We start from the raw sequence: 26180 nt of genomic DNA on the forward strand, positions 1-26180 counted from the left end.
AAGTTGAGAGTGGCGAGGAGTGCGTGATCTCCTTGCCTTTCTTTTTTCGGCCTTTCTTCTGCCGCCCGCGCGGTGCTAGGACGCGGCGGCCAGGCCGGATTCGTAGGCGAAGATGACCAGCTGGGCCCGGTCCCTGGCCTCGGTCTTGGCGAGCAGGTTGGTCAGGTGGGTCTTGATCGTGCTGGTGGCCAGGACCAGGTCGGCGGCGATCTCGGCGTTGGACATGCCCCGCGCCACCCGGGCCAGGACGTCCCGTTCCCGGTCGGTGAGGGCGGCGAGGACCTTGCGGGACGGGGAGAGGCGGTCGGCGGGGACCGGGGGCGTGGCGGTGAAGCGCTCGATCAGGCGGCGGGTCGCCGCCGGGGTCAGCAGCGCCTCGCCGGCCGCGACCACGCGGATCGCCGTCAGGAGGTCCTCCGGGGGCGAGTCCTTCAGGAGGAAGCCGCCGGCGCCCGCGCGCAGACCGGCGAAGACGTACTCGTCCAGGTCGAACGAGGTCAGGATGATGACGCGGACCGCCGGATCTTCGGTGATCTTCCGGGTGGCGTCTATGCCGTTCGTTCCGGGCATGCGCACGTCCATCAGCACCACGTCGGGGCGGAGGGACGCGGCCCGCTCCACCGCCTCGGCGCCGTTCTCCGCGGTTCCCACGACCCGCATGCCCGGTTCCGTGTTCAGGAGGGCCGAAAGGGAGGCGCGCAGGAGTGCCTGGTCGTCGGCGAGCATGATGCGGATCATCGGGATACCTCGTCGGGTGCGGGGCTGTAGGGGAGTCGTGCTTCCACCCGCCAGCCGTCGGGGGACGCGGGTTCGGCGCGCACCGTGCCGCCGTAGAGGCGGGCCCGTTCCTTCATGCCGGGGATGCCCTGCCCCTCTCCGCACGCGGTGACCGGGCCGGGGTTGCGCACCTGCAGGCGGACGCCGTCGGCCTCGTGGGTGACCTCGATGGTCGCCGTTCGGGTGACGGCGTGCTTCACCGCGTTGGTCAGGGCCTCCTGGACGATCCGGTAGGCGGCCACATCGGCGCCGGCGGCCAGCGGACGCGGGGCGCCGTGGATCGCCAGTTCGGTGCGCAGGCCCGCCGCGGACGCCGCCGCGACCAGGTCGCCCAGGTCGGCCAGTCCGGGCTGGGGGGCGAGGCCGTCGGCGTCGTCGCCGCGGAGCAGGCTCATCAGGCGGCGCATCTCCGCGAGGGAGGAGCGGCCGGTCTGCTCGATCGTCCCGACGACCTCGTGGAGCGGGTCGTCGGGGGCCGAGCGCAGGCGCGCGATGCCGGCCTGGACGGTCATCAAGGTCACCCCGTGGGCGACGACGTCGTGCAGTTCGCGGGCGATCGTCAGGCGTTCCGCGGCGATCCGGGCCTCGGCCTCGGCGTCGGCGCGGCGGCGCTGCTGGTCGGCGAAGGCGGCGGTCCAGTCGCGGCGCTGGCGGACGGCGTCGGCCAGCACGCACGGCGGCAGCGCGACGATCAGCGGGACCACGACGAGCTGGAGCGGGGTCATGCCGTCCTGGGTGAGGACGATCGCCTGGGCCAGCAGCCAGGTGCCGGTCGCGGTGAGCACGGCCGCGCGCCTGGACCGGACGGCCGCCGAGTAGGAGGCGAGCATCCAGGCGGCGGGCTGCACGGTGGCGTCCAGCTCCAGGACGAACAGGTAGGTGATGGCGGTCGTCCAGACCAGGACGGGCACCGGGTACCTGCGGCGCAGCAGCACCGGGGCCGTGACCAGGAGCAGCGGCAGGAACAGGACGGGCTCGTCGCCGCCGTCCGCGGCGAGACCGGCCAGCAGCAGGATGGCGACGGCGTCCAGAGCGGTCCAGTGCCACGGGCGCAACGCGTTCACGGCACGACCGTATCGACAGGGTCCGTCCCGCGGCCTCCCCCCACGGTCCGAAGCATGATCGGCACCGTGGGCGGAAGCGGCGCGCCCGCCCGACCGGTGATCGTGGAGCCCGGGAGGTACAAGATGATCGAAGTCACCGGTCTGGTCAAACGCTACGGCGGGGCCGCGGCCGTCGACGGGCTCACCTTCGCGGTCCGTCCGGGCCGCGTCACCGGGTTCCTCGGGCCGAACGGCGCGGGCAAGTCCACCACGATGCGGCTCATCCTCGGGCTCGACCGGGCGCACGAGGGCCGTGTCCTGATCGGCGGGCGGCCGCTGCGCGAGCTCGACCGGCCGCTCACCCGGGTCGGGGCGCTGCTGGACGCCTCAAGGGTGCATTCCGGGCGGACGGCCAGGAACCATCTGCGGGTGGTCGCGGCCGCCAACGGCATCGGGGACCACCGGGTGGACGCCTGCCTGGAGTTGGCCGGGCTGGCCGCGGTGGCCGGACGCCGGATCCGCGGGTTCAGCCTGGGCATGCGCCAGCGGCTCGGCATCGCCGCGGCCCTGCTCGGCGACCCCGGCGTCCTGCTGTTCGACGAGCCGGTCAACGGCCTGGACGCCCAGGGCGTCCAGTGGGTCCGCACCCTGATGCGGGACCTGGCGGCCGAGGGCAGGACGGTCTTCGTCTCGTCCCACCTGATGGCCGAGATGCAGAACACCGCCGACCACCTGATCGTGATCGGCCGCGGCAGGCTCCTGGCCGACGCGCCCATCGGCGAGCTGACGGCGACGGCGTCCATCGAGCTCCGGGTCCCCGAGGCCAGGACGGGCACGGCGGTCGGGCTGCTCGCACAGGCCGGCGGGGACGTCACCGCCGACGGCGGCGACCTGCTCGTCAGGGGCATCGACGCGACCCGTGCCGGAGAACTCCTCCTCGACGCGGGCATCCCGATCGTCCGTCTCGCCGAACGCCGCTCCTCCCTGGAGGCCGCCTACCTGGACCTCACCGGCGAAGCGGTCGAATACCACGCTCTGGAAGGACGGTCATGACGGATATCCGACACATCCTGCGGTCGGAGTGGCTCAAGCTCCGGACGGTGCGGTCGACGTGGTGGTGCCTGGGGGCGGCGGCGGTGCTCGTGCCGGTGTTCGGAGCCCTGACGGCGTCGTCGGTCGACGCGGCCGAGGCGGCGGCGCAGCCCAGGGCCTGGCTGGCCGAGGACGGCTTCGACCCGCTCGAGCCGCTGGCCGCCGTGCTCCTGGCGCAGTTCGCGTTCGGGGTCCTGGGCGTGCTGGCGGTGACGTCGGAGTACTCGACCGGCCAGATCCACAGCTCCCTCCTGGCCGTTCCCCAGCGGCGACGGCTCCTGATGGCGAAACTGGCGATACTGGCCGCGACGGTCACCGCGGTCGCCTCAATGCTCACGTTCGGGACGTTCTTCCTGACCCAGTCCCTCTACCCGGACGGGCTCGGAATCGGCTTGGGCGACGGCGGCGCCTGGAAGGCGCTGCTCGGCTGCGTCGCCTACACGGTCTTCATCGCGGTGTTCGGTTTCGCGATCGGCGCGGTGGTCCGCGGAACGGGAGCGGCGATCACGGTGTTCATGACGGTGACGTTCGTGGTGATGAGCGCCCTGCCCGCCGTCTTCCCCGCCCCCCTCCAGGAGGAGGCCGTCCAGTACACCTTCATCGGCCTCGCCGAGTCGCTGACGACCCTCCAGCCGGATCCGCGGCCGGGAATGCTCCTCGCCTCTCTGGTCCTGGCCGCCTACGCCGCCCTCGCGCTGGCCCCGTCCCTCCTCCTGGCGGAACGGCGGGACGCCTGACCGGCGGCTCTTGACCTGAAGCGCACTTCAAGTTGCACGATGAGCGGCATGATCTTCACAGCGGAAGAACTCGCCTACCTCGCGGCTCAGCCCCTCGGACGGCTGGCCACCCTCGCTCACGACGGGACCCTTCAGAACAATCCGGTCAGCTTCGAGGTGAACGCGGAGGGCGGGTACATCGACATCGGAGGGTGGCGCATGGGGGAGAGCCGGAAGTTCGCCAACATCCGGCACAACCCCCAGGTCTCCTTCGTCGTGGACGACATCGCCTCTTTCCAGCCCTGGACCGTCCGCGGCATCGAGATCCGGGGGATCGCCGAGGCCGTCACGGGGGTGCCGCGCGCCGAGGGCGACTTCCTCAGCGGCGAGGTCATCCGCATCCGGCCCCGCCGCGTCCGCAGCTGGGGCATCCCCGACGGGGCGGCGGGAACGGCGCGCTGGACGCCCCTGCCGGAAACCGTCTAGGCGGGTCCCGGGCGTCCTCGCGGAGTCTTCGAAGTACGTATTTGACCTACGGGTCAAAAATCGGCAGACTGATCGGCATGGGAAGGCCGAAGGGGTTCGAACCGGAACGCGCGGTCGAACAGGCGATGCAGACGTTCTGGACCAAGGGTTACGGCGCCACCTCGCCCGCCGACCTCGCCGAGGCCACCGGGGTGGGCAAGGGGAGCCTGTATCACGCGTTCGGCTCCAAGCGGGAGCTGTTCGACCGGGCGCTGCAGATGTACTGCCGCGCCGGGGCGGAGCTGACCGCGGAGGTCCTCGACCGGCCGGGCACCGCCAAGGAGCGCATCCGCGCGTACCTGGTCATGCTCGTCGACAGGGACCTGGAGGGGCCGGTGCCGCGCGGCTGCCTGGCCGCCAACACCGCGCTGGAACTCGGCGGGCGGGACGAGGAGGCGACACGGGCGGTCCGCCGGGTCGCGGAGCAGACGATCGAACTGCTCCGCGACCGGATCGCCAGGGGGCAGCTCGACGGCGACGTCGCCGCCGGCGTGGACGCCCTGGCGCAGGCGCGGCTCATCGCGAACACCCTCATGGGCCTGCGCGTCATGGCCAGGACCTTCGACCGGACCATGCTCCACGGAGTCATCGACTCCGCGCTGGCCGGGCTCTGACCCTTGCGGTCCCGGCGGCGCGGGGCTTCGCACGCCCTGATTTTTGACCTGTAGTACAAGAATTCGAGAGGCACATCATGGAACTCGGCATCAACGGCAGGACGGCCCTGGTCACGGGAGCCGGCCGCGGCATCGGACTGGCCGTCGCGCAGGCCCTGGCGGCGGAGGGGGTCCGCGTGGTGGGCGCCTCCCGGACCATCACCCCCGAGCTGGAGAAGGTCGCCTTCGCCACGGTGGCGGTCGACCTGTCGACGCACGACGGCGCCGTCACCGCCGTGCGGCAGGCGGTCGAGGCGGTCGGCGACCTCGACTTCCTGGTCAACAACGTCGGCGGAGGCGACGCGGACGCGGTGTCGGTCGGCGGCGTCCTCGACGCGGACCCGGCGCAGTGGCGGAGCACCTTCGACCTCAACCTGTTCAGCGCGGTGTGGACGACCACCGAGGCACTGCCGGGCATCCTGCGGCGCTCGGGCGCGATCGTGAACATCTCCTCGGTCAACTCCCGCGTCCCCACCGGGTCGCCGGTCGGATACGCCGAGGCCAAGGCTGCACTGACCGTGTTCGGCAAGCGGCTGAGCGAGGAGGTCGGCCCGCGGGGCGTCCGGGTGAACACCGTGTCGCCCGGACTGGTGGCCAGTCCGCTCTGGACCGCACCCGGCGGTTACGGCGGCAAGGTCGCGGCCGCGGCCGGCGTCCCCCAGGCCGACCTGCTCGCCGCGCTCCCCGGGCGGCTCGGAGTCGTCTCGGGACGCTTCTCCGAAACCGGCGAGGTCGCCGACCTGGTGGCCTTCCTGCTCTCCGACCGCGCGGCCAACGTCCACGGCGCCGACTTCGTCATCGACGGCGGCACCCTCAAGGCCGCCTGACCGCGATCATGACGCGCCGGGCAGGCCGGACCAGGGGTCTTCGCGCCTCCACAGCGTGGGGAAGTGCAGGGGGATGCCCTGGCGGGCGGCCAGCGGACCGAGGACCGCCATGGTGGCGTCGAGGTCGTCGCCGAGGTAGGGCAGGGCGCGCAGGGGCCTGTCCAGCGGGCGGAAGAAGTCGTCCCAGTGGATGAGGACGACGCGGCGCGCGCCCACCGTTTCGACGGTCTCCTGCCAGTAGGCGCGGATGTAGTCCTCGTCCTGGACGCCCAGCTGGCCGACGCCGAGGTAGGCGACCTCGGCCGAGCGGCCGGCCAGGGCGCCCGGGACGAACCCGGCGCTTCCCTGGATCAGCGCGGTGCGGCCGCCGGTGTGCTCCAGGAGGAGGGACCAGGACTCGCCGCAGCGGTAGGCGGCGGCTTTCGCCGGAGGGATGAGGGGGGCTTCGATGTCTCCGGGATACCGGTCGGGCGGGCAGTGGTGCGAGGCCACCGGAGTGAGGGTGAAGGAGCCGACCGCGGCCTGGGCGCCGGAGGAGACCTGGTGGATCCGGTCGTCGGGGAGGCCGCCTCCGCGTCCGATGTTGACCGCCGACGGGCCTCCGATCAGCCGGGCGCCGGTGCGGGCGGCGACCACAGCGGAGTCCATGGCGTGGTCGAAGTGGGTGTGCACGGGGATGAGCGCGTCGAGCGCGCTCACTCCGGCGCGGGTCAGGGCGGCGTCGATGCGTCCGGGGTGCGGGGAGAGGCGCCGCAGCCCCACCGACGGGAGGGAGGGGCGGGAGAAGAACCCGTCGGTCATGACGGCCGACGTCCCGTCCTGGACGAGGAGGGTGGTGACGCCCAGGAAGGTGACCGAGAGCCCGCCGCCGGCCTTGGGCACGTCGAAGCGGTCGGCGTAGCGGGAGATGTCGGGGCGGCCGAACCGCAGTTTCATGGGACGACCCTAGCCGTCACGGACTTTTCACGGGAGTGGTGGCGGCGCCGAGGATCTGGGGGGATCCGGGGAAGGGCATGGCGGTCAGCTCGGCCATCTCCTCGACGGTGAAGCCGGCGGCGCGGATCGCGGCGGCGGTGTCGCGCCCGCAGTGGCAGCCCCCGGCCAGCCGCGGCCAGATCGTGGCGTCCAGGAACCGCTGGACGCGGGCGCGGGCCGGGTGAGGGGAGCGGACGTGCTCCAGGAAGCGGAGGCTCCCGCCGGGTTTGAGCACGCGGATGATCTCGGCCAGGGCGGCCGCGACGTCCGGGACGGTGCACAGCACCAGGGAGGCGACGGCGGCGTCGCATTCGCCGTCCGCGGCCGGAAGCCGCTCGGCCAGGCCGTCGACGACCTTGACGGGGACGGGAGCGCTCGCGGCGTTGCGTTCGGCGATCTCCCGGAGGAAGGGCTCGGGCTCGACGGCGAGCACCTGGGTGACGGTGTGCGGATAGTGGGCGAAGTTCAGGCCGTTGCCCGCGCCGATCTCGACCACCGTTCCGGACAGGCCGGCCAGCAGCGTCCGGCGGTGGCGGGCGATGCCCCGCTCCAGGGAGAGGCTGTAGCGGGCGTAGTAGCGGGCGAACAGCGGATGGCTGATCGAGGAGGCCACCGGGTCCCCTTCCTTGAGGCTCGCCGCAACGCTAACGCCCGCCCTCCGAACGAACAAGGACATCACTCCCGGGGCCAGTGGGAGAGGGCGGTGTGGAGGGCGTCGAGGATCCGGGACCAGGAGGCGTCCTCGTGGCGGACGTCCCGGGAGTGGCCGAAGGATCCCGCCGTCTCCAGGCTCACGAAACCGTGGAAGGTGCTGCCCAGGAAGCGGATCGCGTCGACCTGGTCGGACTCGGGGACGCGGTAGCCGTGCAGGATCGCCCGGGTCATCTCCACGTGCCGCACCCCCGCGCTGGCCGCCGCGGTCTCCGGGTCGAGGGGGAAGCGGGTGGCGGCGTAGCGGCCCGGGTGCTTCCTGGCGTAGTCGCGGTAGGCGTCGGCGAAGGCCACCAGGGCGTCCTTGCCCGAACGTCCGGCGAGCGCGGCGCCGGCGGCGTCGGCGAGTTCGGCCAGCGCGAGCAGCGCCACCTTCACCCGCAGCTCCCGCATGTTCTTGATGTGGGAGTACAGGCTGCCCTCCTTGACGCCGAAGCGGCGCGCCAGCGCCGTGACCGTCACGTTGTCGAAGCCGATCTCGTCGGCGAGGTCCGCCGCCGCCTGGACCAGGCGTTCGACGGTCACTCCCGCACGTGCCATGGGGGCGTCCTCCTCTGAACCTAAACGGTTTAGCAATTTGCATAATGAGTTTAGCTCAACTAGCCTCGCCGCACATGAGAGCGATCACCGAGAGTGAGATCCGCACCTCCTTCATCAACTGCTCGAAGGGGGAGGCCAAGCGGCTCGGCCTGCCCCGCGACCTCGCCGAGCAGCCCTGGGCGGAACTGGACTTCCTCGGCTGGCAGGACCAGGGCGCGCCCGGCCGCGCCTACCTGGTCACCGAGCGCGGCGACCGGTGGGCCGGCGTCGCGCTGCGGGTGACCTCCGGCGGCGGCCGCGGCTTCACCGCGCGCAGCATGTGCTCGTTGTGCCTGACGACCCGCACCGGCGGCAGCGTGGCGCTGATGACCGCGCGCCGCACCGGCGAGGCGGGCCGCCAGGGCAACACCGTCGGCCAGTACCTGTGCGGCGACCTGGCCTGCTCGCTGTACCTGCGGGGCAGGAAGGTCTCGGCGGGCGGCAGGCTCGTGGAGGAGACCCTCACCCTGGAGGAGAAGGTCGCCCGCCTGCACGCCAACCTGAACGCCTTCCTGGACAAGATCACCGAGTGATCGTCCGCGCGGGCCGGCAGGGCTTCGCCCGTACCCGGTGACGGGCCGTCAGCCCGGCGGTTCCCCGGGGGAGCCGGCCTGCCGGTCGTGGTGGTCCAGCAGCCTGGTCAGCAGCTCGACCAGCCGCCGGCGCTCCTCGGGCGACAGCGGCGCCAGCAGCTCGTCCTGGCTTTCGGCCAGCCGCTTCTCCAGCCGGCGCAGCTGCCGCCCGCCCTCGGCGGTCAGCGAGATGATGTTGCGCCGCCGGTCGGCGGGGTCCGGGGCGCGCTCGACCAGTCCGTGTTCGGCGAGCTCGTTGACCGTGGCGACCATGTCGCTGACGTGGATGCCGCTGCGGCGGCCCAGTGCCGCCTGGCTGGCCGGGCCGGACTCCGCCAGCACCGCCAGCAGGCGGTAGTGGTAGCCGCGGCCGCCGGCGGCCGAGAACCCCTCGGTCACCAGGCGGTGCGCGTGGCCGGCGGTCTGGGTGAGCAGCCAGCTGGGCAGGCGCCGCCAGGCGGCGGGTCTGTTCTCGGACGGGTTCTCCACGGGAGGAGTCTAGCGAATCGTTTGGGACACCAATGATCGTGTTATCGTTTGGAAGGCAAACGTTTGTCGTCCAAATATTTGGTATCCCTATGGATTTCCGGGAGCTGAGACCATGATCGTGCCGTTCCGCATCGACATCCCCCAGGCCGACCTCGACGACCTGAACGACCGGCTCTCCCGCACCCGCTGGCCCAACGAGGTCGCCGACGCCGGATGGGACTACGGCTTCCCGCTGGCGCGGCTCAGGGAGCTGGCCGAGTACTGGCGCACCGGCTACGACTGGCGCGCGCACGAGGCCGAGCTCAACGGGCTCCCGCACTTCACCACCGAGATCGAGGGCCAGAACATCCACTTCGTCCACGTCCGGTCCGCGAACCCGGACGCGCTCGCGCTGGTCCTCACCCACGGCTGGCCCGGCTCGTTCCTGGAGTTCCTCGACGTGATCGAGCCGCTGTCGCGCGACTTCCACCTGGTGATCCCGTCGATCCCGGGCTACGGCTTCTCCGGGCCGACCCACGAGCGCGGCTGGGACACCGTCCGCATCGCGCGGGCCTGGGCCGAGCTCATGCGCCGCCTCGGGTACGAGCGCTACGGCGCCCAGGGCGGCGACTTCGGCTCGGGCATCTCCATCGCGCTCGGCACCGTGGCGCCCGAGCACGTCGTCGGAGTGCACGTCAACTACCTGCCGACCCGCCCGGACCCTGACGCCGGCCTCGAACTCTCCGCGACGGACGAGGCGCGGCTGGACAAGGTCAGGCGGCTGATGGGCGACCGTCCGCCGTACCAGGCGCTGCAGGCCCTCACCCCGCAGACCATCGGCTACGCGCTGACCGACTCGCCCGTCGGCCAGCTGGTCTGGATCGCCGAGCGCTTCGCGCACTGGACCGACCCCGGCTCGCAGATCAGCGACGACCGCATGCTCACCGACATCTCGCTGTACTGGCTGACCGCCACCGCGGCCTCCTCGGCGCGGCTGCACCACGACGCTTCGCGCGGGACCGGACGGTGCCCGGTGCCGCTCGGCGTCGCGGTCTTCGCACACGACATCACCCAGTCGGTGCGCCCCCTGGCCGAGCGGCTGCACGACATCAGGCACTGGTCGGAGTTCGACCGCGGCGGCCACTTCGCCGCGATGGAGGTGCCGGAGCTGTTCGCCGAGGACGTCCGGAAGTTCTTCCTCGCCCGCGTCGACGGCGAACCGTGAGCCGCGTCAGGGCAGAAGGTGCCTGTCATAGGCCGTCGCGACCGCCGCGGCGCGGTCCTTGACGCCCAGCTTCGCGTAGATGTGGGTGAGGTGGGTCTTGACCGTGGCCTCGCTGATGAAGAGCTCAGCGGCGATCTCCCGGTTGGCGGTACCGCGGGAGACCAGGCGCAGGACCTCCCGTTCGCGGGCGCTCAAGGTCCCGCTGCGGGGCTCGCGAACGCGGGTGACCAGGCGGGCGGCGATGTCCGGCGACAGGACGGTGCGGCTTTCGGCGGCGGCGCGGACGGCGTTGAAGAGGTCTTCGCGGGGCGCGTCCTTGAGGAGGTAGCCGGTGGCGCCCGCCTCGATCGCGGGGATCGTGTCGGTGTCGGTGTCGTAGGTGGTCAGGACGAGGACCTTGCAGGGCAGGCCCCGGCGGGTGATCTCGGTGATGGCCTCGACGCCGCCCCCTCCGGGCATCCGCAGGTCCATGAGGACGACGTCGGGGCGGAGCTCCTCCGCGAGGGCGACGGCCTCCCGTCCGTCGGCGGCCTCGGCCAAAACCGCGAATCCGGGGGCCGCGGCGAACATGCTGCGCAGCCCGTTCCGGACGACGGGGTGGTCGTCGACGACCAGCAGGGTGATGTCAGTCATGGCGGATCAACGGTACGCGGGCGGAGACGGCCGTGCCACGGCCCGGTTCCGACTCGACCTCCAGGGTTCCGGCGACGCGTTCGGCGCGCTCGCGCATGGCGGTCAGGCCGAAGCCGCGGGAAGGGCGGGTGAAACCGCGGCCGTCGTCGCGGACGTCGAGTGTCACCTCGTCGTCCATGTAGGAGAGGGTCACGCCGATGCGGTCCGCGTGGGCGTGCCTGGCGGCGTTGGCGAGCGCCTCCTGGGCGATGCGCAGGAGGGCCGCCTCGATCTCGTCGTGCAGGGGTTCGGCCGTCCCGGTGATGGTGAGGCGGGCACGGCCGCCGGCGATCTTCTGCAGCGCGTCGGGGAGCGTGTCGTGCTCCAGGTGGGTGGGCGCGAGGTCCTGCACGGAACGGCGGGCCTCGCGGAGGCTCTCGCGGGCGAGGTCGGTGGCGCGGCGGACGTGTTCGTTCTCCTCGGTGGCCTGGAGTTGGGCGATGACGCCCACCAGGCCCTGGGCGATGGTGTCGTGGATCTCGGCGGCCAGGCGGCGGCGTTCGTCGTTGACGCCGGCCTCGCGGGCCTGGACCAGGAGCTGGGCCTGGAGGCCGGCGTTCTCGGCGAGGACCTGTTCCAGGCGGGCGTTGGTCCGCTCGAGTTCGGCGATGGTCTCCGCCTGGACGCGTGACTGCTCGAGCTCCCTCTCGGCGAGGCCGGTGAAGATGAAGACGAGTCCAGCGTTCAGGACGAAAAGACCGATGAACGCGGCCACCCCGGTGAAGTCCTCCGGCGGGAGGCCGCCCGACTGGGCGCCGGCCATGGTGAACACCGTGACGAACGATCCGGCCAGGGCCCAGCGGCCGGGCAGGTAGTACTGGAAATCGAAGTACCCGAGGGCGACGTAGATGCAGAAGAACGGGTTCAGCCAGGTGAGGACGAACGCGACGGCGGTGCGGATCCAGAAGTAGACGGGGCCGGGGACCTTCCCGAAGGCGTGCAGGATCTGGAGGAGCAGCGCGGCGAGGAAGAACGGCACTGCCGTCCGCTCCTCCGCGGGCGACATGACCTCTTCCCGGATGAGAAGGGCCATCAAGGCGGCCAGGAGCAGCAGGCCGAACGGTCCCCAGCGGTGGAACCGCTCCCACTGCTCTTGGAGAGTCACCATCGAGGTATTTTCTCCTATTCCCACCGGAACCAGCGCACGGCGGCGGCGATCAGGACGGCGGCCCAGGCGGCGATGACCCCGAGATGCACCACATCGGGCCAGGCGCCCCCGGCGGCCTGGTGGAGGGCCTGGGACGCGGCGCCGAACGGGGAGTACTCGACGATGGTCCGCATCAGGTCGGGCATGGTCTGGACGGGGATCCAGACGCCCGTGAAGAACATCATCGGGAAGAAGACGACCGAACCGACCACCATGGTGGCCTTGATGGTGGGAGAGACCGCGGTGACCACGGCGCCCATCGCGAGCGCGCTGAGAGCGCCGAGGAGGAGCGCCACCAGGTAGCCGGGAAGGTGGCCGGGCAGCGCCACGTCGAAGACGATCCGGCCGGCGGCCACGACCAGCAGCGCCGAGCCCAGAACCGCCGCGAAATGCAGGGCGATTTGCGCGGTCAGCAGCGAGAGGGGCCGTACGGGCGTGGTGGACATGCGGCGCAGGATGCCGCGCTCGCGGTAGCCCGACAGGACGGGCGGCAGGGTCTGGACCCCGGCCATGAGCATGGCGACCAGCACGTTGACCGGGACGTACAGGTCGATGACCCGGAGCCCGCCGAGCTCGGGGTCGGGTTCCCGGAACGGCGGGACCAGGCCCAGGATCGTCAGCAGGACGGTGGGGAAGGCGACGATCCAGAACAAGCTGAACGGCTCGCGGAGGAAAAGCCGGAGTTCTGCTCTGAGGACGGCGGTGGACGCGGACACGTCAGTTCTCCAGGTCTTCGGTGAGTTCGAGGAAGGCGTCGTCCAGCGTGGAGTCGGCGACTCTCAGTTGGTGGGCCGTGGTCCGGTGCCGGGCGAGCAGGGAGATGACCGCGTTGACGGTCGTTTCGGTGCCGTGGATGGTGAGGCGGCCGTCCCGCCGCTCGAGGGACGAGGCCTCGGGCAGAGCGGCCAGGTCGCCGTCGCCGAGAGGCCTGGACGGGGTGAACGAGATGACGGTGCCGCCGGAGCTGCGGCGGATCAACCCGGTGGGGGTGTCGAGGGCGGCGACGCGGCCCTGCTTGAACACCGCGATCCGGTCGCAGAGCCGCTGGGCCTCCTCCATGAAGTGCGTGACGAGGAGGACGGTGACGCCGGAGTCGCGGATCTCCTCGATCAGCTTCCAGGTGTCGCGGCGGGCGCGCGGGTCGAGGCCGGTCGTCAGCTCGTCCAGGACGACGACCCTGGGCCGGCCGATGAGGGCGAGGGCGATGAAGAGGCGCTGTTTCTGGCCGCCGGACAGCCTCCCGAAGCGGGTGGCGAGCTTGCCGGTGAGGCCGAGGCGTTCGGCGAGCCCGCGCCATTCGGCCGGGTTCGGGTAGAAGGCGCTGTAGAGCTCCAGGGCCTCCCGCACGGTCAGCTTCTCCTGGAGTTCGCTCTCCTGGAGCTGGACGCCGAGGATCCGGGTGAGGCCGTCGCGGTCGGCGCGCGGGTCGATCCCGGCGACGCGGACGGTGCCCGCGTCGGGTTCGCGCAGCCCTTCCACGCATTCGACGGTCGTGGTCTTGCCGGCGCCGTTGGGGCCGAGGATCCCGAAGATCTCCCCTTCCTCGACGGCGAACGCGACGCCGTCCACCACGGGACGGCCGCCGTAGGCCTTGCGCAGGCCGCTGACTTCGATGATCGACATGCTTCGAGGATCGCTTCAGGCGATACCCGCCCACATCGCCCGAAGCGCTCCTCCTGCCATCAACCGATCGGCTGATGCCGCCCTACGACCGGGATCCGCCCGGTTCCTCGACGCCCCGCAGCGCGGCTTGCAGGGAGCGGATCTCGGCCTCGAAGGAGAAGTCGGGTCCCGCGACCGGGAGGTGCGGAGCGACGGTGGTGATGGGAAGCGGGGCCACGGGCCCCGCTTCGACGCCCCAGGCCTTCAGCCACGCGGTGAGCTGTTCGCTGCTGGAGGCGTAGACGATGCGGCCGAGACCGACCCAGGCGTGGGCGGCGCTGCACATCGGGCAGTGTTCGCCCGAGGTGTAGACGACGCTGGTGCGCCGTTCCTCGGGGGTGAGGTGGGCCGCCGCCCAGCGGGCTATCTCGAACTCGGGGTGGCGGGTGTTGTCGCCGCCCTTGACGCGGTTGCGGTCTTCGAAGCGGACGGCGCCCCGCGCGTCCACCAGGAGGGAGCCGAACGGCTCGTCGCCGTCCTCCAGCGCCTCACGTGCGAGGTCGACGCAGCGGCGGAGGAAGACGCGGTCCTGATCCGTGACGGCCTGTGATCCGTTCGATGTTCCCATACTCCTGATATATCACTGCGTGATCATTGGTCGTCCGGGCGGTGCTGGGCCTCCAACTGGGCGCGGAGCCAGTGGTAGGACGCCTTCGGGGTGCGCTTCTGGGTCTCGAAGTCGACGTGGACGAGGCCGAAGCGCTGGCTGTAGCCCTCGGCCCACTCGAAGTTGTCCAGCAGGGACCAGACGAAGTAGCCGCGCACGTCGACGCCGTCGGTGATGGCGCGGTGCAGGGCGCGGAGGTGGCCGTCCAGGTAGGTGACGCGGTCGTCGTCGGGGCTGCCGGGCTCGTCGTGGGAGGAGCAGCCGTTCTCGGTGATGGTGATCGGGGGGAGCGCGGTCCCGTAGGCGGCGCGCAGGCCGGTGAGGAGCTCGTGCAGGGCGTCGGGCACGACGGGCCAGCCGAACGCGGTCACCGGGTAGCCCTCGATCGGGGTGTCCTGGAAGGGCAGGCCCGCCTCCTGGATGCGCTCGCCCACCTCGCCGAGCACGGTCGGGCCCTCGTGCTGGGCGGCTCCGGCGGGCGAGGCGATCCGGGTCGGGCTGTAGTAGTTGACGCCGAGGCCGTCGAGCGGCGCGGAGATCAGGGCGAGGTCACCGTCCTGGACGAACGGGAGTTCCATCACCCCGTAGGCGGACAGGTCGGGGTAGCGGCCCAGGAGGACGGGGTCGGTGAACAGGCGGTTCTGGAGGGCGTCGAAGGCGTCCGCGGCGGCGCGGTCGGCGGGGGTGTCGGCGGCCGGCCAGACCGGGCTGTAGTTGTTGGTGAGCATGACCTGGCCGCTGACGCGCTCGCGCAGCACCGGCACCGCCAGGCCGTGGCCGAGCAGCAGGTGGTGGGCGGCCGGGAGCGCGTCCAGCAGCAGCATCCGGCCGGGCGCGTGGGTGCCGAGGCTGTAGCCCTCCGACATGTGGACGAACGGCTCGTTCAGCGTGATCCAGGCGGCGACGCGGTCGCCGAGCCGGTCGGCGACGAGGGCCGTGTAGTCGGCGAAGCGGTGCGCGGTGTCGCGGGCCGTCCAGCCTCCGTCGTCCTCGAGCGCCTGCGGCAGGTCCCAGTGGTAGAGGGTCAGGTAGGGGGCGATGCCGCGGTCGAGGAGGGCGTCGACGAGGCGGTCGTAGAAGTCCAGGCCCTGGGCGTTGGCGGGGCCGCGCCCGTCGGGCTGGACGCGCGGCCACGCGACGGAGAACCGGTAGGCGTCGGCGCCGAGGCCGGCCATCAGCGCCACGTCCTCGGGCCAGCGGTGGTAGTGGTCGCAGGCGGTCTCGCCGGTGTCGCCGTTCTTGACGCGGCCGGGCTCGGCGCAGAAGGAGTCCCAGACGCTGGCGCCCCGCCCGTCGGCGCGGACCGCGCCCTCGATCTGGTACGAGGCGGTGGCGGTGCCCCACCGGAACCCGGCGGGGAAGCGGGGAAGCGCGTCCATGGGTGACTCCCGTTCTAACATGAGTGGCGATCGCATTAGAACATGAACAAGTGTCATATTTCTAGGGAGGGGCGGGTCCATGACCGGAGGCGTACGGCGGGCGCCGGTGCAGCGCCGCAGCGTCGAGCGGTTCGAGCGGCTGCTCGACGCCTGCGCCGCGCTCCTCGCCGAGGTCGGCCACGACGCGCTGACCACCCGGGGCGTCGCCCAGCGGGCGGGCGTCCCCATCGGCACCCTGTACCAGTTCTTCGACGGCAAGACCGGCCTGCTCCAGGCGCTGGCCGCGCGGAACCTGGAGCTGCTGCTCGCCCGGGTCCGCGAACGGCTCGCGGGGGAGGCCGTGGGCGACTGGGGCGAGGCTGCGGTCCTGGTCTACGACGAGATCCTCGCGATGCGCCGCGTCCTGCCCGGCTTCTTCGTGGCCGACCCCCGCGACGGCAGCCCGTACGACGCCGACATCGTGCGCCGCGCGGACACGGCGATGGCGGGGGAGCTGTACGCGCTCGGCCTCCGGGAGGCGGGCCTGCCGCCCCTGCCGGACCCCGAACGGGTGCTGCTGGTGGCCATCACCTCCACCGACGGCGTGCTCAGGCTCGCCTTCCAGACGCACGAGGACGGCGACGCCGCGGTGATCGCGCTGGGCGCGCGCCTGCTGCGCGCCTACTTCGGCGAGATCGCGCACCCCGGAATAACATGAGCCTTGTTCACTTTCGGCCGGAACGGTGGTATTCCTTACCCAGCCCCCCACGCCGAGGTGAACATGACCCCCGAACACGTCCCCCCGCGTTCCGCGTCCGAAGACCTGGGCCGCGACTGGTTCCTCGGCTACGCGCTCGCCTGGTTCGCCTACTGGCTGCTGGTCATGATGCCGCCGCAGTTCATGACCCCCCACCTGATCGGGATCATCGAGCCGGAGCAGAAGGTCGGCGTCCTGTCGTTCCTGCTGATCCTGAACGCGGCGGTCGCGGTGGTCTGCGTGCCGCTCGCGGGCATGGCGTGCGACCGGACGCGCAGCCGGTTCGGCCGCCGCCGGATCTGGGCGGTGGGCGGCCTGCTGGTCGCCGGCGTCCCGTTCGCGCTGGTGGGCTCCCAGGACGACTGGCGGGTCGTCGCGGCGCTGATGGTGCCGGTCTCGATGGGCACGTCCGCGTTCCTGGTGGCGCTCAGCGCCGTGATCGCCGACCGGGTGCCGCCGCGGCGGCGGGGGACGGCGTCGGCGGCGATGGGCGTGCCGCAGGTCGTCGCCGTCGTCGTCGGCATGGTGATCGTGACGATGCTGGTCACCTCGCTCGGCGCGAGCTGGGCCGTGATCGCGTTCCTGGCCGCGGTGGCCGCGGCGCCGTTCCTGCTGGGCGGACGCGGCCGCCCCGGCCCCGCCATGCAGCCCGGCGCACGGGTGAAGGCCGGGGAGAAGGTGCCGTTCCCGCGCCCGCGCAAACACCCCGACTACTACTGGGCGCTGGCGTCACGCGTCCTGATCAACGCCGGCAACGGCATCGGCACCGCCTACCTGCTGTACTTCCTCGACGACGTCCTGCACCGCAAGGACCCCGACACGTCGCTGCTGATCCTCACCCTGGTCTACCTGGTGTTCTGCGCGGTGTCCGGCTTCCTCGGCGGAAGGCTCTCCGACCGGCTGGGACGCCGCAGAGAGCTGGTGGCACTCGCCGGCGCGCTCCAGGCCGCCGCCGCCCTGCTGCTGGCGGTGGTCCCGAGCTGGCCGACCGCGATCCTGAGCGCGATGCTGCTGGGCGTCGGCCTCGGCGCGTTCCTGTCGGTGGACCAGGCGCTGGTCACCGACGTCCTGCCCGACCAGCGCACCCGCGCCCGCGACCTCGGCATCATCAACGCCGCGCAGAACGTCCCCCTCTACGCGGCGATCGGCTGGGCCGTCCTCGCCCTCCTCGACGACTACCAGGCCCTGTACGCGGCCGCGGCGCTCATCATGGTGCTGGGGTCCGTCTCCGTCATGCGGATCAGGAGTGTCCGTTGAAAGCCATCATGGTCATGTTCGACAGCCTCAACCGGCGCTTCCTGCCGCCGTACGGAGCCCAGGGGGTGCACGCCCCCAACTTCACCCGCCTCGCCGAACGGACCGCCACCTTCGACACCTGCTACGGCGGGAGCATGCCGTGCATGCCCGCGCGGCGTGAGATGCACACCGGGCGCCACAACTTCCTGCACCGCGGGTGGGGGCCGCTGGAGCCCTTCGACGATTCGGTGCCGGAGATCCTCAAGGAGAACGGCGTCTACACGCACCTGGTGACCGACCACCAGCACTACTGGCTCGACGGCGGCGCCACCTACCACCCGCGCTACAACACCTTCGAGCTCTTCCGCGGGCAGGAAGGCGACGAATGGAAAGGGCACGTCGCCGACCCCGACATCCCCGAGAGCGTTCCGCACACCGCCAATCCGCTGCGCCGACAGGACTGGGTCAACCGCCTCTACCTGACGGAGGAGGCCGACCATCCGCAGACACAGACATTCGACGCCGGCCTGCACTTCATCCGCACGAACCACCGCGAGGACAGCTGGTTCCTCCAGATCGAGACGTTCGACCCGCACGAACCGTTCTTCAGCTACGACGACTACAAGAAGCTCTATCCCGATGACTACGACGGCCCTCACTTCGACTGGCCCGACTACAAACGGGTGAGCGAGACCCCTGAACAGGTCGCCCATCTGCGCAACCAGTACATGGCGCTGCTGTCGATGTGCGACCGGTCCCTCGGGCGGGTCCTCGACCTCATGGACGACCTGTCCCTGTGGGAGGACACGCTGCTCATCGTCTGCACCGACCACGGCCTCCTGCTCGGCGAACACGACTGGTGGGGCAAGAACACGCCGCCGTTCTGGGGGGAGACCATCCACACCCCGCTGTTCGTCTGGGATCCGCGCAGCCGCGTCCGCGGAGAACGGCGCAGGAGCCTGGTCCAGACGATCGACTTCGGACCGACGCTGCTGGAGTTCTTCGGCATCGCACGCACTCCCGACATGAGGGGGGTGCCGCTTCGCGACACCGTGGCGGCAGACGTACCGATACGTGACGCGGGGCTGTTCGGCTGCTTCGGCGGCCACGTGAGCGTCACCGACGGCCGGTACGTCTACATGCGGGCGTGCGCGGCCCAAGGCAACCAGCCCCTCGCCGAGTACACGCTGATGCCGACGCACATGCGAGGCCGGTTCCCTGTGGAGACGCTGCGCCAGGCCGGCCTCGCCGAGCCGTTCTCCTTCACCAAGGGCGTGGTGACGCTCCGCGTACCCGGCTACTCCTACACCGACCCGTACGCGTTCGGGACCCTCCTCTATGACCTGGAAAACGACCCGGAACAACGGTCTCCGCTGGTCGACGACGACCTCGAACTGCGCATGGCCAAGCTGCTGACCGATCTACTGCGCAGTGAGGAAGCCCCGCCCGAGCAGTACGAGCGGCTGGGACTCCCGCAGAACGGGCCCGTGACCGGCGACCATCTGCTCGTCCGGAAGCAGTGGGAGCAGGTGCAGGCGGCGGAACGTCCCCCGCTCACCGCCGACGCGTTCCCCTCCTCGCGACTCGGTGTGCTCACCCCCACCCGCGACCTGCTCGCCGAACCCGCGGCCGAGGCGGTGCTGCGCCGCCATCTGGGCGCGCTCATGCAGAGCCCGATGCTGCCCGAGGCGATGCCGTTCTCGCTCCTGGAGATCTCCGAGCTGGCGACCGGCCTCATCAGCCGCGAGACGCTCCACGCCATCGCGGACGACCTGGCGGGGCTATGACCTGCTGCCCACCGCGCCGCCAGGGCGCTCCCGCACCGGACGAACCCCGCGCACATGTTCCGGTGGGTGCGGGAGAAGCCGCCTCCTCGCTCGTCACGATCCCGTCGGGCACGTTCCGCATGGGCAGCGAGGACCGCGACGCGAACCCGGGGGACGGCGAAGGACCCGTACGGGAGGTCGCGGTCGCGTCCTTCGCGATCTCGCCCACCACCGCGACCAACGACGAGTTCACCGCGTTCGCTGGCGCGACGGGCTACCGCACCGACGCCGAGCGGTTCGGCTGGTCGCACGTGTTCGCGGGTCTCCTGCCCGGACCGCTCCGGAAGATCTCCCCGAGAGCCGACCGCACCCCGTGGTGGTGCGCCGTCCAGGGCGCGGACTGGCGGCACCCGGAAGGGCCGGGGTCGGACCTGGCCGGACGCGGCGCCCATCCCGTCGTCCACGTCTCCTGGAACGACGCCACGGCGTTCTGCCGCTGGGCGGGCGTCCGCCTGCCCGTCGAGACGGAGTGGGAGTACGCCGCCCGCGGCGGCCTGGACGGGAAGCGCTACCCGTGGGGCGATGACCTCACCCCGGACGGGAGGCACATGTGCAACATCTGGCAGGGCCGCTTCCCGACCCGCAATACGGCCGAGGACGGGCATACCGGAACGGCTCCCGTCACCGCGTTCGATCCCAACGGATACGGCCTCTACAACGTGGCCGGGAACGTCTGGGAGTGGTGCGCAGACCTCTGGGGAGACGGCCGCGTGCTGCGAGGCGGCTCCTACCTGTGCCATGAGTCCTACTGCAACCGCTACCGGGTCGCGGCACGCACCGCCAACTCCCCGGACAGCTCCTCGGGCAACACCGGATTCCGGTACGCGCTCTGACGTGCGGAAGGCTCCGGGACCGCCGTCCCGGAGCCGGAGAACGACCGATCAGGACGGGACGACGGCTTCGCGGAGGAGGCCGGCGCGGGCTCGGATGGCGGCCACGGCCGCCGGTTCGTCCGCGCCGGTGAAAGTGGTGTTTCCTTCGTAGGTGACGCCGGGGGGAGGCGCGTCGGCTCCGACCGGATCGGCGTCCCAGAAGTTGCCGCGGTAGACGACGTTGTCCAGCGGCGGCGCCACGTGCAGGACGGCCGTGTTGTCGGCGCGGACGACCACGTTCTCCTCGACCGTCACCCACGCCGCGCCGTAGTCGGTGTACAGGCCGAAGTTGTACGGCGTGCGGGTGTCCTCGATGACGTTGCCGCGGACGACCGCGCCGGTGTCGTGGGAGTCGCCCTGCGGGCCGGACAGGTAGATGCCTCCGCCGTCGGCGAGGACCTGCATGGTGCCTGTGGTGAGGTTGTGCAGGATGCGGGTGCCCTGTCCGGGCCCGGCGACGATGCCGCAGTGGGGGACGTCGGCGACGTGGTTGTGGGCCACGGTGCATCCGGTCGTGCCGGTCAGCGAGATGCCGGGCGAGCCGGAGAACTCCAGGCCGACCTGGTGGATCCGGTTGTCCTCCACAAGGGCGGAGCGGCTGCCGTCGACCACGAGGGCTCCGGCGGAGAGCGTGTCGAAGTCGCACCCGCGCACCGTGATGTCCGCGCCGCCGGAGACGCCGAGTCCTGCGGCGCCGAGCCGGGTGAAGCGACAGTTCTCGACCCGCACGTCGGAGGCGTCCGCCAGCACCACGCAGGCGGGGATCGCGGTCGATTCGCCGGGCACGGTCACCGAGCCGACGCCCTCGCCCAGGGAGACCGTCTGGACGGGGCCGCCGGTGTAGAAACCGTTCCCGTGGTAGTGCAGGAAGCCTTCGGGTCCGCTGGGTCGGAGCCAGGTGGCGTCGGCGAACGTCAGCCCCTGGAACGTCGCTCCGCGCACGCCGGTGGCGCGCAGCAGCGTCTCCAGGACCGGTGCGACGACCCGTGTGCGGTCGGGGTGCTCGCCGGGGCGGGGCAGGTAGCGCAGGACGTGGTGGCCGGGGTGTGAGCGGTCCAGGACGAACGTGCCCGGTTCGGTGAGAAAGGCGGCGTCGTTCTCGATGCGGGTCGGCAGGCCGGGTCCTCGGGAGGTCTGGCCCTCCCAGGTGGAGTTGTACAGGTCGAGGGCGCGGGCGAACGCGGGCTGCGCCATGGTGATGACGGTGCCGTCGCCGCCCGCCTCGACCGCGGCGACGCCGCAGCGCGCCTCCGTCCACGGGTAGACGCCCCGGTGGACGAACTCCACGTCGCCCGGGCTGTGCCAGGTCAGCGGAGCCGTGCTGTCGGTGGTGTAGCCGGTCTCGGTCATGGCGACCCGGCCGGGAAGCCCCTCGATGCCCGCCCGCTCGGCCCGGCGGCCGTCCACGTACAGCTGGCGGGTGTCCAGGTCGCCGACGTCGGCCGCCCACACGCCGTCCTCCTGCCGCCAGCCGGTGACGGGGCGGCCTCCGCTGATGACGGCTTCCTCCTGTTCGGCGGTGCCGTATCCGTGGGGCTGGTAGACGATGCTGCGGCCGTCGGAGTCCTCCTCGGTGAGTTCCAGAGGTGCGGCCAGCAGGTGCGTCCCGGCTCTGAGCCGGATGGCGATCTCGCCGGTGAGCGTACGGGCCGCCTGCCGGGCCCGGTCGAGGGTGGCGAACGGATGCGCGTACGTGCCCTGCGCGGAGTCGTCCCCGTCGGGGGCGACGAACAACTCGATCATGGGCGTGCCACCTCCTGTCATGTTTATGGCGTACACAGGGTGTATACCATAAACCAAGGAGGCGACTGATGGCACGCGGAAGAGCAGGGGATCCCGACCATGCGGTGGAGCTGCTGTGGCGGGAGGGCGGCGCGCGGCCCCGGCAGGGGCTGAGCCTCGACCGGATCGTGCGGGCGGGCGTCGCGCTGGCCGACGCCGAGGGCCTGGCCGGGCTGTCGATGCGCAAGGTCGCCGAGCGGCTGGGCTTCACCACGATGTCGCTCTACCGGCACGTCCCCGGGCGCGACCAGCTCATCGACCTCATGTGCGACGAGGTGGCGGCCGAGGCCGGCGCAGCTCCGGAGGAGGGCGACTGGCGGACGCGGCTGGAGGCGTGCGCCAGGGAGGGGTGGGAGCTGCGCCGCAGGCACCCGTGGCTGGCGGAGGTCCGGGGTGGCCGCCACATTCCGGGCCCCCACGCCATCGCCCGGTACGAGCGGATGCTGAGCGCGGTCGTCGACACCGGCCTGACCCCCGCCGAGGTGATCGCGGTGGTCGGCCTCGTCGGCAGGTTCCTCGACTCCGAGGCGCTGCTGCTGGTGGAGGCGGCCGAGGCCGAACGCCGCAGCGGGGTGAGCCACGAGGAGTGGTGGGGCGGCCGCGACGCGCTGTTCGAACGGCTCCCCGCCTACCCCACGATCACCCGCCTGTGGGAGGAGGGCGGCTTCGACGACCCGGAGGACCCCTTCGAGTTCGGTCTCGCGCGACTCCTGGACGGCATCTCACTGATGATCCATGAGCGTTACGAATCTCGTGACGAAACGGGGGTGTGCACGGTATGCGGCACGCCCGTGGACCAGCCCGCCTCCGGGCGCCCGCGGGCGTACTGCTCGCCCTCCTGCCGCCAGCGCGCCTACCGTCGGCGCAGGTCCGGCGGGGCCTGACGCAAGGACGTCGGCCGCGCCGGACGGGGCGGCCTCAGAGGCCGCGGCTGATGACCAGGCGCTGGATCTGGTTGGTGCCCTCGAAGATCTGCATGACCTTGGCCTCGCGCATGAGGCGCTCGACGGGGAAGTCGCGGGTGTAGCCGGCGCCGCCGAGGACCTGGACGGCGTCGGTGGTGACCTTCATGGCGTTGTCGGTGGCGGTGAGCTTGGCGATGGAGGCCTGGCGGGCGTAGGGGTGGCCGGCGTCCTTGAAGCGGGCGGCGGACAGGTAGGTGGCGCGGGCGGACTCGACGGCGGCGGCCATGTCGGCCAGCAGGAAGCCGAGGCCCTGGTGGGCGATGATCGGCTTGCCGAAGGCCTCGCGCTCCTTGGCGTAGGCGACGGCGTGGTCCAGGGCGCACTGGGCGAGGCCGGTGGCCACGGCCGCGATGCCGAGCCGTCCGGCGTCCAGGGAGGCCAGGGCGATGGCCAGGCCCTGGCCCTCGGCGCCGATGAGGTGGTCGGCGGGGATCCTGACGTTCTCCAGCCGGACGGTGGCGGTGGTGGAGCCGGTCAGGCCCATCTTCTCCTCGGGCTTGTCGAACTCCAGGCCCGGGGTTCCGGCGGGGACGTGGAAGCAGGAGATGCCGCGGGCGCCGTCGTCGGAGGTGCGGGCCATGACGGTGTAGAAGTCGGCGCGGCCGCCGTGCGTCGTCCAGGCCTTGGCGCCGTTGAGCACGTAGGCGTCGCCGTCGCGGACGGCCCGGGCGCGCATCGCGGCGGGGTCGGAGCCCGCGTGGGCCTCCGAGAGGCAGTAGGCGCCGAGCTTCTCGCCGGAGAGCATGTCCGGCAGCCAGCGACGGCGCTGCTCGTCGCTGCCGAAGGCGAAGACCGGGAAGCACGACAGGGCGTGCACGCTGACGCCCACGCCGACGCTGGCCCAGGCGCTGCCGATCTCCTCGAGCACCTGCAGGTAGATCTCGTACGGCTGGCCTCCGCCGCCGAACTCCTCCGGGTAGGGGAGCGTCAGCAGTCCCGCCCGCCCCAGCAGGGTGAAGACCTCGCGCGGGAACTCCTCCTCGCGTTCGGCCCGCGCCACCCGGGGCAGGAGCTCCTTGGCGCACAGGTCGCGGGTCAGGGCGAGCAGGTCCTCGGCCTCGGAGGAGGGAAGCAGGCGTACGGCGGGCATCGGTGCTCCTTTCGCTGCCCGAATGGTACCCATCACAGTACTGCAGAACTTCTTCTGGTACTGCTCGGGGGCGAAGGCTGGTAGCGTCCGGTCCATGGAGACGGGAGCCCGGACACGGCGGCGGGAGGAGCTGCTCGGACGGCTCATCGAGATCTTCCTGGCCCGCGGCTTCGCCGACCTGGGCGTGGCCGACCTCGCCGCGCTGCTGCGCTGCTCGAAGTCGACCCTGTACACGGTGGCCGACAGCAAGGAGCAGATCATCGTCACGGTGGTCAAGGCGTTCTTTCGCCGCGCCACCGACCGCGTCGAGGCGCGGCTGGCGGAGGAGGCCGACCCGCGCGAGCGCGTCGAGCGCTACCTGAGCGCGATCTCCACCGAGCTCGCCGCGGCCTCACCCGCCTTCTTCGCCGACCTGACGGCCTTCGCCCCCGCCCGGGAGATCTACCGGCGGAACACCCGCTTCGCCGCCGCCCGCGTCAAGCAGCTGGTGCTGGAGGTCTCACCGGGCCGTGACGCCGCGTTCGCCGGAGCCGTCGCGGCCCTGGTCATGGAGGCCGTCCACAGCGGCGAGATCAAGGCGAGCACCGGCCTGGACGACTCGGCCGCCTACGCCGCCCTGTCCCGCCTCCTCGTCCCCCGCCCCTGAGACCCGCGGCTCAGCCGGCGCCGAGGAGGCTCGACAGCCTTCCCGCGATCTCCGCCGACGCCCCGGTCGGGAGGCTGTGATGTGAGGCGCTCGCGACGACGTCCACCGTCACGGAGGGCATCGAGCGGCGGGCGGCGTCGGCGAGGAGGGAGGCGTCATGGGTGCGGCTTCGCTCGGCGAGCAGGACCAGCGTCGGCGTGGCGACCTGCCGCAGTTCCTCGGGGCGCGGACGCTTGGGCAGCACGATCCGGGGGCGCGGCAACCGCGCGGCCAGGGCGGAGAGCTCCAGCCATTCCCGGTCGACGGGGAGTCCTGCGATCTCCCAGCCCAGGAAGGAGCGGACGCGAGCGGGGGAGGGCAGGAGCAGGGAAGGCGCCGCGTGCAGCAGATACGCGGGTTTCATGCCGGCGAAGCAGTCGGTCGGGTCGAGCAGGGCGAGGCGGTCCACCCGGTGCGGTGCGTGCATGGCGTAGGCCAGTGCGAGCCAGCCGCCGTACGAATGGCCGCACAGGTGCGTCTTCGCCAGGCCGAGCCCGTCCAGCACGGTGTCGAGCCAGTCCATGGCGTCCGCGACCGTCCGCATCCGCCGCCCCCGCGCCACGCTGCGACCGGCGTCGCCGATCAGGTCCATCGCGTACACCCGGTGGTCGCGGGCCAGCGGGCCGGCCACGGACGTCCAGACCAGCGACGTGGCGCCGCCCCCGGGAATCAGCAGTACGGGAGGGGCCTCGCGCGGGCCGCACGCGTGTACGCGGGTGCGTCCGTAAGGCGAGTCGAGGTGGGACGACTCGACCTCGGCGGGCCATCGGCTCAGGAGTGCCGCATAGGCGGCGAAGAAGGCATCCGTCATACATCCTCCTTTATCTCACTGAACGATATACTTCTCGAGTGAGTGAAGTCGATGATCCACGGATGCCGCTGGTCCACCTGCTCCGCGCCGTCACGGTGGAGCTGAGCCTCGTCAGCGACCGCTTCGCCGCCCTGCACGGCCTGCATCCCACCGACCTGCGCGCCCTGATCCACCTGCTGGACGCCGACCGCGCCGGCCTCCGCGCCACCCCCGGCTGGCTCGGCGGCCGCCTCGCCCTGGCCTCGCCCGCCGTCACCGCCCTGGTCGACCGGCTGGTGCGCCTGGGCCTCGTCCGCCGCGCCCCCGACCCCGCCGACCGCCGCCGCGTCCTCCTCGAGGTCGACGAGTCCGCCGTCGCCCTCGGCTGGTCGTTCTTCGGCCCCCTCATCCGGCGGCTGATCGAGGCCACCGACGGCTTCACCCCCGCTGAACTGGAGACGGTCGACCGCTTCCTCACCGCGGTCCGCGACGCGATCATCGCGAACCCGCCTGAGGCGCCCGGCCCCTCGGACGAACACGACGCTTAGCCCCGGCGCACGGCGGCCGA

General features: G+C 71.8%; 29 protein-coding genes. 14 read left to right on the forward strand and 15 right to left on the reverse strand.

Annotated features, from left to right (window positions below; all coding sequences use genetic code 11):
* Positions 1–75: 75 nt before the first annotated feature.
* Both ABD140_RS07590 and ABD140_RS07595 read right to left on the reverse strand, forming a co-directional pair.
* Positions 76–738: a response regulator gene (locus tag ABD140_RS07590; RefSeq protein ID WP_344238220.1), complete on the reverse strand. Its 663-nt coding sequence runs from the start codon at positions 736–738 to the stop codon at positions 76–78.
* On the reverse strand, positions 735–1841 hold the full coding sequence (locus ABD140_RS07595) for a sensor histidine kinase (RefSeq protein WP_344238222.1): 1107 nt from the start codon (positions 1839–1841) through the stop codon (positions 735–737). The genes ABD140_RS07590 and ABD140_RS07595 overlap by 4 nt, the downstream gene beginning before the upstream one ends.
* Positions 1842–1964: 123 nt before the next feature.
* Between ABD140_RS07595 and ABD140_RS07600 the strand changes: the two genes are divergently transcribed.
* From ABD140_RS07600 to ABD140_RS07620, 5 genes are all read left to right on the forward strand, one after another.
* Positions 1965–2873, forward strand: coding sequence for an ABC transporter ATP-binding protein (locus ABD140_RS07600; protein WP_344238540.1), 909 nt, complete (start codon positions 1965–1967; stop codon positions 2871–2873).
* Positions 2870–3649 carry an ABC transporter permease gene (locus ABD140_RS07605; RefSeq protein ID WP_344238224.1) on the forward strand — a complete coding sequence of 260 codons (780 nt, stop codon included), beginning with the start codon at positions 2870–2872 and terminating at the stop codon, positions 3647–3649. Before ABD140_RS07600 ends, ABD140_RS07605 begins: the two co-directional genes overlap by 4 nt.
* Before the next feature lie 48 nt (positions 3650–3697).
* A complete protein-coding gene (locus tag ABD140_RS07610; protein WP_344238226.1) occupies positions 3698–4114 on the forward strand; it encodes a PPOX class F420-dependent oxidoreductase in 417 nt (138 codons plus the stop codon).
* Positions 4115–4191: 77 nt separating this feature from the next.
* Entirely contained in the window at positions 4192–4767 is a 576-nt protein-coding gene (locus tag ABD140_RS07615; RefSeq protein ID WP_344238228.1) for a TetR/AcrR family transcriptional regulator, read from the forward strand.
* Positions 4768–4844: 77 nt separating this feature from the next.
* The gene (locus ABD140_RS07620; RefSeq protein WP_344238230.1) at positions 4845–5633 is read left to right on the forward strand and encodes an SDR family oxidoreductase; all 789 of its coding nucleotides are present in this window, start codon (positions 4845–4847) and stop codon (positions 5631–5633) included.
* Between the two features lie 6 nt (positions 5634–5639).
* On the opposite strand, the gene ABD140_RS07625 is transcribed toward ABD140_RS07620, so the two are convergent.
* From ABD140_RS07625 to ABD140_RS07635, 3 genes are all read right to left on the reverse strand, one after another.
* Entirely contained in the window at positions 5640–6569 is a 930-nt protein-coding gene (locus ABD140_RS07625; protein ID WP_344238232.1) for an MBL fold metallo-hydrolase, read from the reverse strand.
* Between the two features lie 16 nt (positions 6570–6585).
* Positions 6586–7221 carry a class I SAM-dependent methyltransferase gene (locus ABD140_RS07630; RefSeq protein ID WP_344238234.1) on the reverse strand — a complete coding sequence of 212 codons (636 nt, stop codon included), beginning with the start codon at positions 7219–7221 and terminating at the stop codon, positions 6586–6588.
* Positions 7222–7283: 62 nt separating this feature from the next.
* On the reverse strand, positions 7284–7859 hold the full coding sequence (locus ABD140_RS07635) for a TetR/AcrR family transcriptional regulator (RefSeq protein ID WP_344238236.1): 576 nt from the start codon (positions 7857–7859) through the stop codon (positions 7284–7286).
* Positions 7860–7933: 74 nt separating this feature from the next.
* Here ABD140_RS07635 and ABD140_RS07640 point away from each other — a divergent pair, with 74 nt between their 5' ends.
* Positions 7934–8431 carry an FBP domain-containing protein gene (locus ABD140_RS07640; protein WP_344238238.1) on the forward strand — a complete coding sequence of 166 codons (498 nt, stop codon included), beginning with the start codon at positions 7934–7936 and terminating at the stop codon, positions 8429–8431.
* 48 nt (positions 8432–8479) lie between these two features.
* On the opposite strand, the gene ABD140_RS07645 is transcribed toward ABD140_RS07640, so the two are convergent.
* Positions 8480–8959, reverse strand: a complete 480-nt coding sequence (locus ABD140_RS07645; protein WP_344238240.1) for a MarR family winged helix-turn-helix transcriptional regulator — start codon at positions 8957–8959, stop codon at positions 8480–8482.
* A 112-nt stretch (positions 8960–9071) separates the two neighbouring features.
* Between ABD140_RS07645 and ABD140_RS07650 the strand changes: the two genes are divergently transcribed.
* Positions 9072–10163, forward strand: coding sequence for an epoxide hydrolase family protein (locus ABD140_RS07650; RefSeq protein ID WP_344238242.1), 1092 nt, complete (start codon positions 9072–9074; stop codon positions 10161–10163).
* Between the two features lie 6 nt (positions 10164–10169).
* Here the strand turns inward: ABD140_RS07650 and ABD140_RS07655 are convergent, their stop codons facing one another.
* The 6 genes from ABD140_RS07655 to ABD140_RS07680 all read right to left on the reverse strand — a co-directional run bounded on the left by ABD140_RS07655 (position 10170) and on the right by ABD140_RS07680 (position 15630).
* Positions 10170–10796, reverse strand: coding sequence for a response regulator (locus ABD140_RS07655; protein WP_344238244.1), 627 nt, complete (start codon positions 10794–10796; stop codon positions 10170–10172).
* Positions 10789–11943, reverse strand: a complete 1155-nt coding sequence (locus ABD140_RS07660) for a sensor histidine kinase (RefSeq protein ID WP_344238246.1) — start codon at positions 11941–11943, stop codon at positions 10789–10791. Before ABD140_RS07660 ends, ABD140_RS07655 begins: the two co-directional genes overlap by 8 nt.
* A 14-nt stretch (positions 11944–11957) precedes the next feature.
* Positions 11958–12698 carry an ABC transporter permease gene (locus ABD140_RS07665; protein ID WP_344238248.1) on the reverse strand — a complete coding sequence of 247 codons (741 nt, stop codon included), beginning with the start codon at positions 12696–12698 and terminating at the stop codon, positions 11958–11960.
* Position 12699: 1 nt separating this feature from the next.
* A complete protein-coding gene (locus ABD140_RS07670; RefSeq protein WP_344238250.1) occupies positions 12700–13605 on the reverse strand; it encodes an ABC transporter ATP-binding protein in 906 nt (301 codons plus the stop codon).
* 82 nt (positions 13606–13687) lie between these two features.
* Positions 13688–14212, reverse strand: coding sequence for a nucleoside deaminase (locus ABD140_RS07675; RefSeq protein WP_344238252.1), 525 nt, complete (start codon positions 14210–14212; stop codon positions 13688–13690).
* Between the two features lie 23 nt (positions 14213–14235).
* The gene (locus ABD140_RS07680) at positions 14236–15630 is read right to left on the reverse strand and encodes a GH1 family beta-glucosidase (RefSeq protein WP_344238254.1); all 1395 of its coding nucleotides are present in this window, start codon (positions 15628–15630) and stop codon (positions 14236–14238) included.
* Between the two features lie 79 nt (positions 15631–15709).
* On the opposite strand from ABD140_RS07680, the gene ABD140_RS07685 reads away from it, so the two are divergent.
* From ABD140_RS07685 to ABD140_RS07700, 4 genes are all read left to right on the forward strand, one after another.
* Positions 15710–16327: a TetR/AcrR family transcriptional regulator gene (locus ABD140_RS07685; protein ID WP_344238256.1), complete on the forward strand. Its 618-nt coding sequence runs from the start codon at positions 15710–15712 to the stop codon at positions 16325–16327.
* A gap of 63 nt (positions 16328–16390) precedes the next feature.
* The gene (locus ABD140_RS07690) at positions 16391–17623 is read left to right on the forward strand and encodes an MFS transporter (RefSeq protein ID WP_344238258.1); all 1233 of its coding nucleotides are present in this window, start codon (positions 16391–16393) and stop codon (positions 17621–17623) included.
* A complete protein-coding gene (locus ABD140_RS07695) occupies positions 17620–19389 on the forward strand; it encodes a sulfatase (RefSeq protein WP_344238260.1) in 1770 nt (589 codons plus the stop codon). Before ABD140_RS07690 ends, ABD140_RS07695 begins: the two co-directional genes overlap by 4 nt.
* Complete coding sequence (locus tag ABD140_RS07700) at positions 19386–20261, forward strand: formylglycine-generating enzyme family protein (RefSeq protein ID WP_486303341.1); 876 nt, start codon at positions 19386–19388, stop codon at positions 20259–20261. The genes ABD140_RS07695 and ABD140_RS07700 overlap by 4 nt, the downstream gene beginning before the upstream one ends.
* A gap of 48 nt (positions 20262–20309) precedes the next feature.
* Here ABD140_RS07700 and ABD140_RS07705 read toward each other — a convergent pair whose 3' ends face one another.
* The gene (locus ABD140_RS07705) at positions 20310–22043 is read right to left on the reverse strand and encodes a right-handed parallel beta-helix repeat-containing protein (protein ID WP_344238264.1); all 1734 of its coding nucleotides are present in this window, start codon (positions 22041–22043) and stop codon (positions 20310–20312) included.
* Positions 22044–22111: 68 nt separating this feature from the next.
* On the opposite strand from ABD140_RS07705, the gene ABD140_RS07710 reads away from it, so the two are divergent.
* Entirely contained in the window at positions 22112–22966 is an 855-nt protein-coding gene (locus ABD140_RS07710) for a TetR/AcrR family transcriptional regulator (RefSeq protein ID WP_344238266.1), read from the forward strand.
* Positions 22967–23000: 34 nt separating this feature from the next.
* On the opposite strand, the gene ABD140_RS07715 is transcribed toward ABD140_RS07710, so the two are convergent.
* Positions 23001–24137, reverse strand: a complete 1137-nt coding sequence (locus ABD140_RS07715; RefSeq protein ID WP_344238268.1) for an acyl-CoA dehydrogenase family protein — start codon at positions 24135–24137, stop codon at positions 23001–23003.
* A gap of 94 nt (positions 24138–24231) precedes the next feature.
* Here ABD140_RS07715 and ABD140_RS07720 point away from each other — a divergent pair, with 94 nt between their 5' ends.
* Positions 24232–24783, forward strand: coding sequence for a TetR/AcrR family transcriptional regulator (locus ABD140_RS07720; protein ID WP_344238270.1), 552 nt, complete (start codon positions 24232–24234; stop codon positions 24781–24783).
* 10 nt (positions 24784–24793) lie between these two features.
* On the opposite strand, the gene ABD140_RS07725 is transcribed toward ABD140_RS07720, so the two are convergent.
* Complete coding sequence (locus tag ABD140_RS07725; protein WP_344238271.1) at positions 24794–25633, reverse strand: alpha/beta fold hydrolase; 840 nt, start codon at positions 25631–25633, stop codon at positions 24794–24796.
* A 38-nt stretch (positions 25634–25671) separates the two neighbouring features.
* On the opposite strand from ABD140_RS07725, the gene ABD140_RS07730 reads away from it, so the two are divergent.
* Entirely contained in the window at positions 25672–26160 is a 489-nt protein-coding gene (locus ABD140_RS07730; protein ID WP_344238272.1) for a MarR family winged helix-turn-helix transcriptional regulator, read from the forward strand.
* The last annotated feature ends 20 nt before the right edge of the window (positions 26161–26180 follow it).

The organism is Actinocorallia libanotica (assembly GCF_039525175.1).
In the GTDB taxonomy this organism is placed as follows: domain Bacteria; phylum Actinomycetota; class Actinomycetes; order Streptosporangiales; family Streptosporangiaceae; genus Actinocorallia; species Actinocorallia libanotica.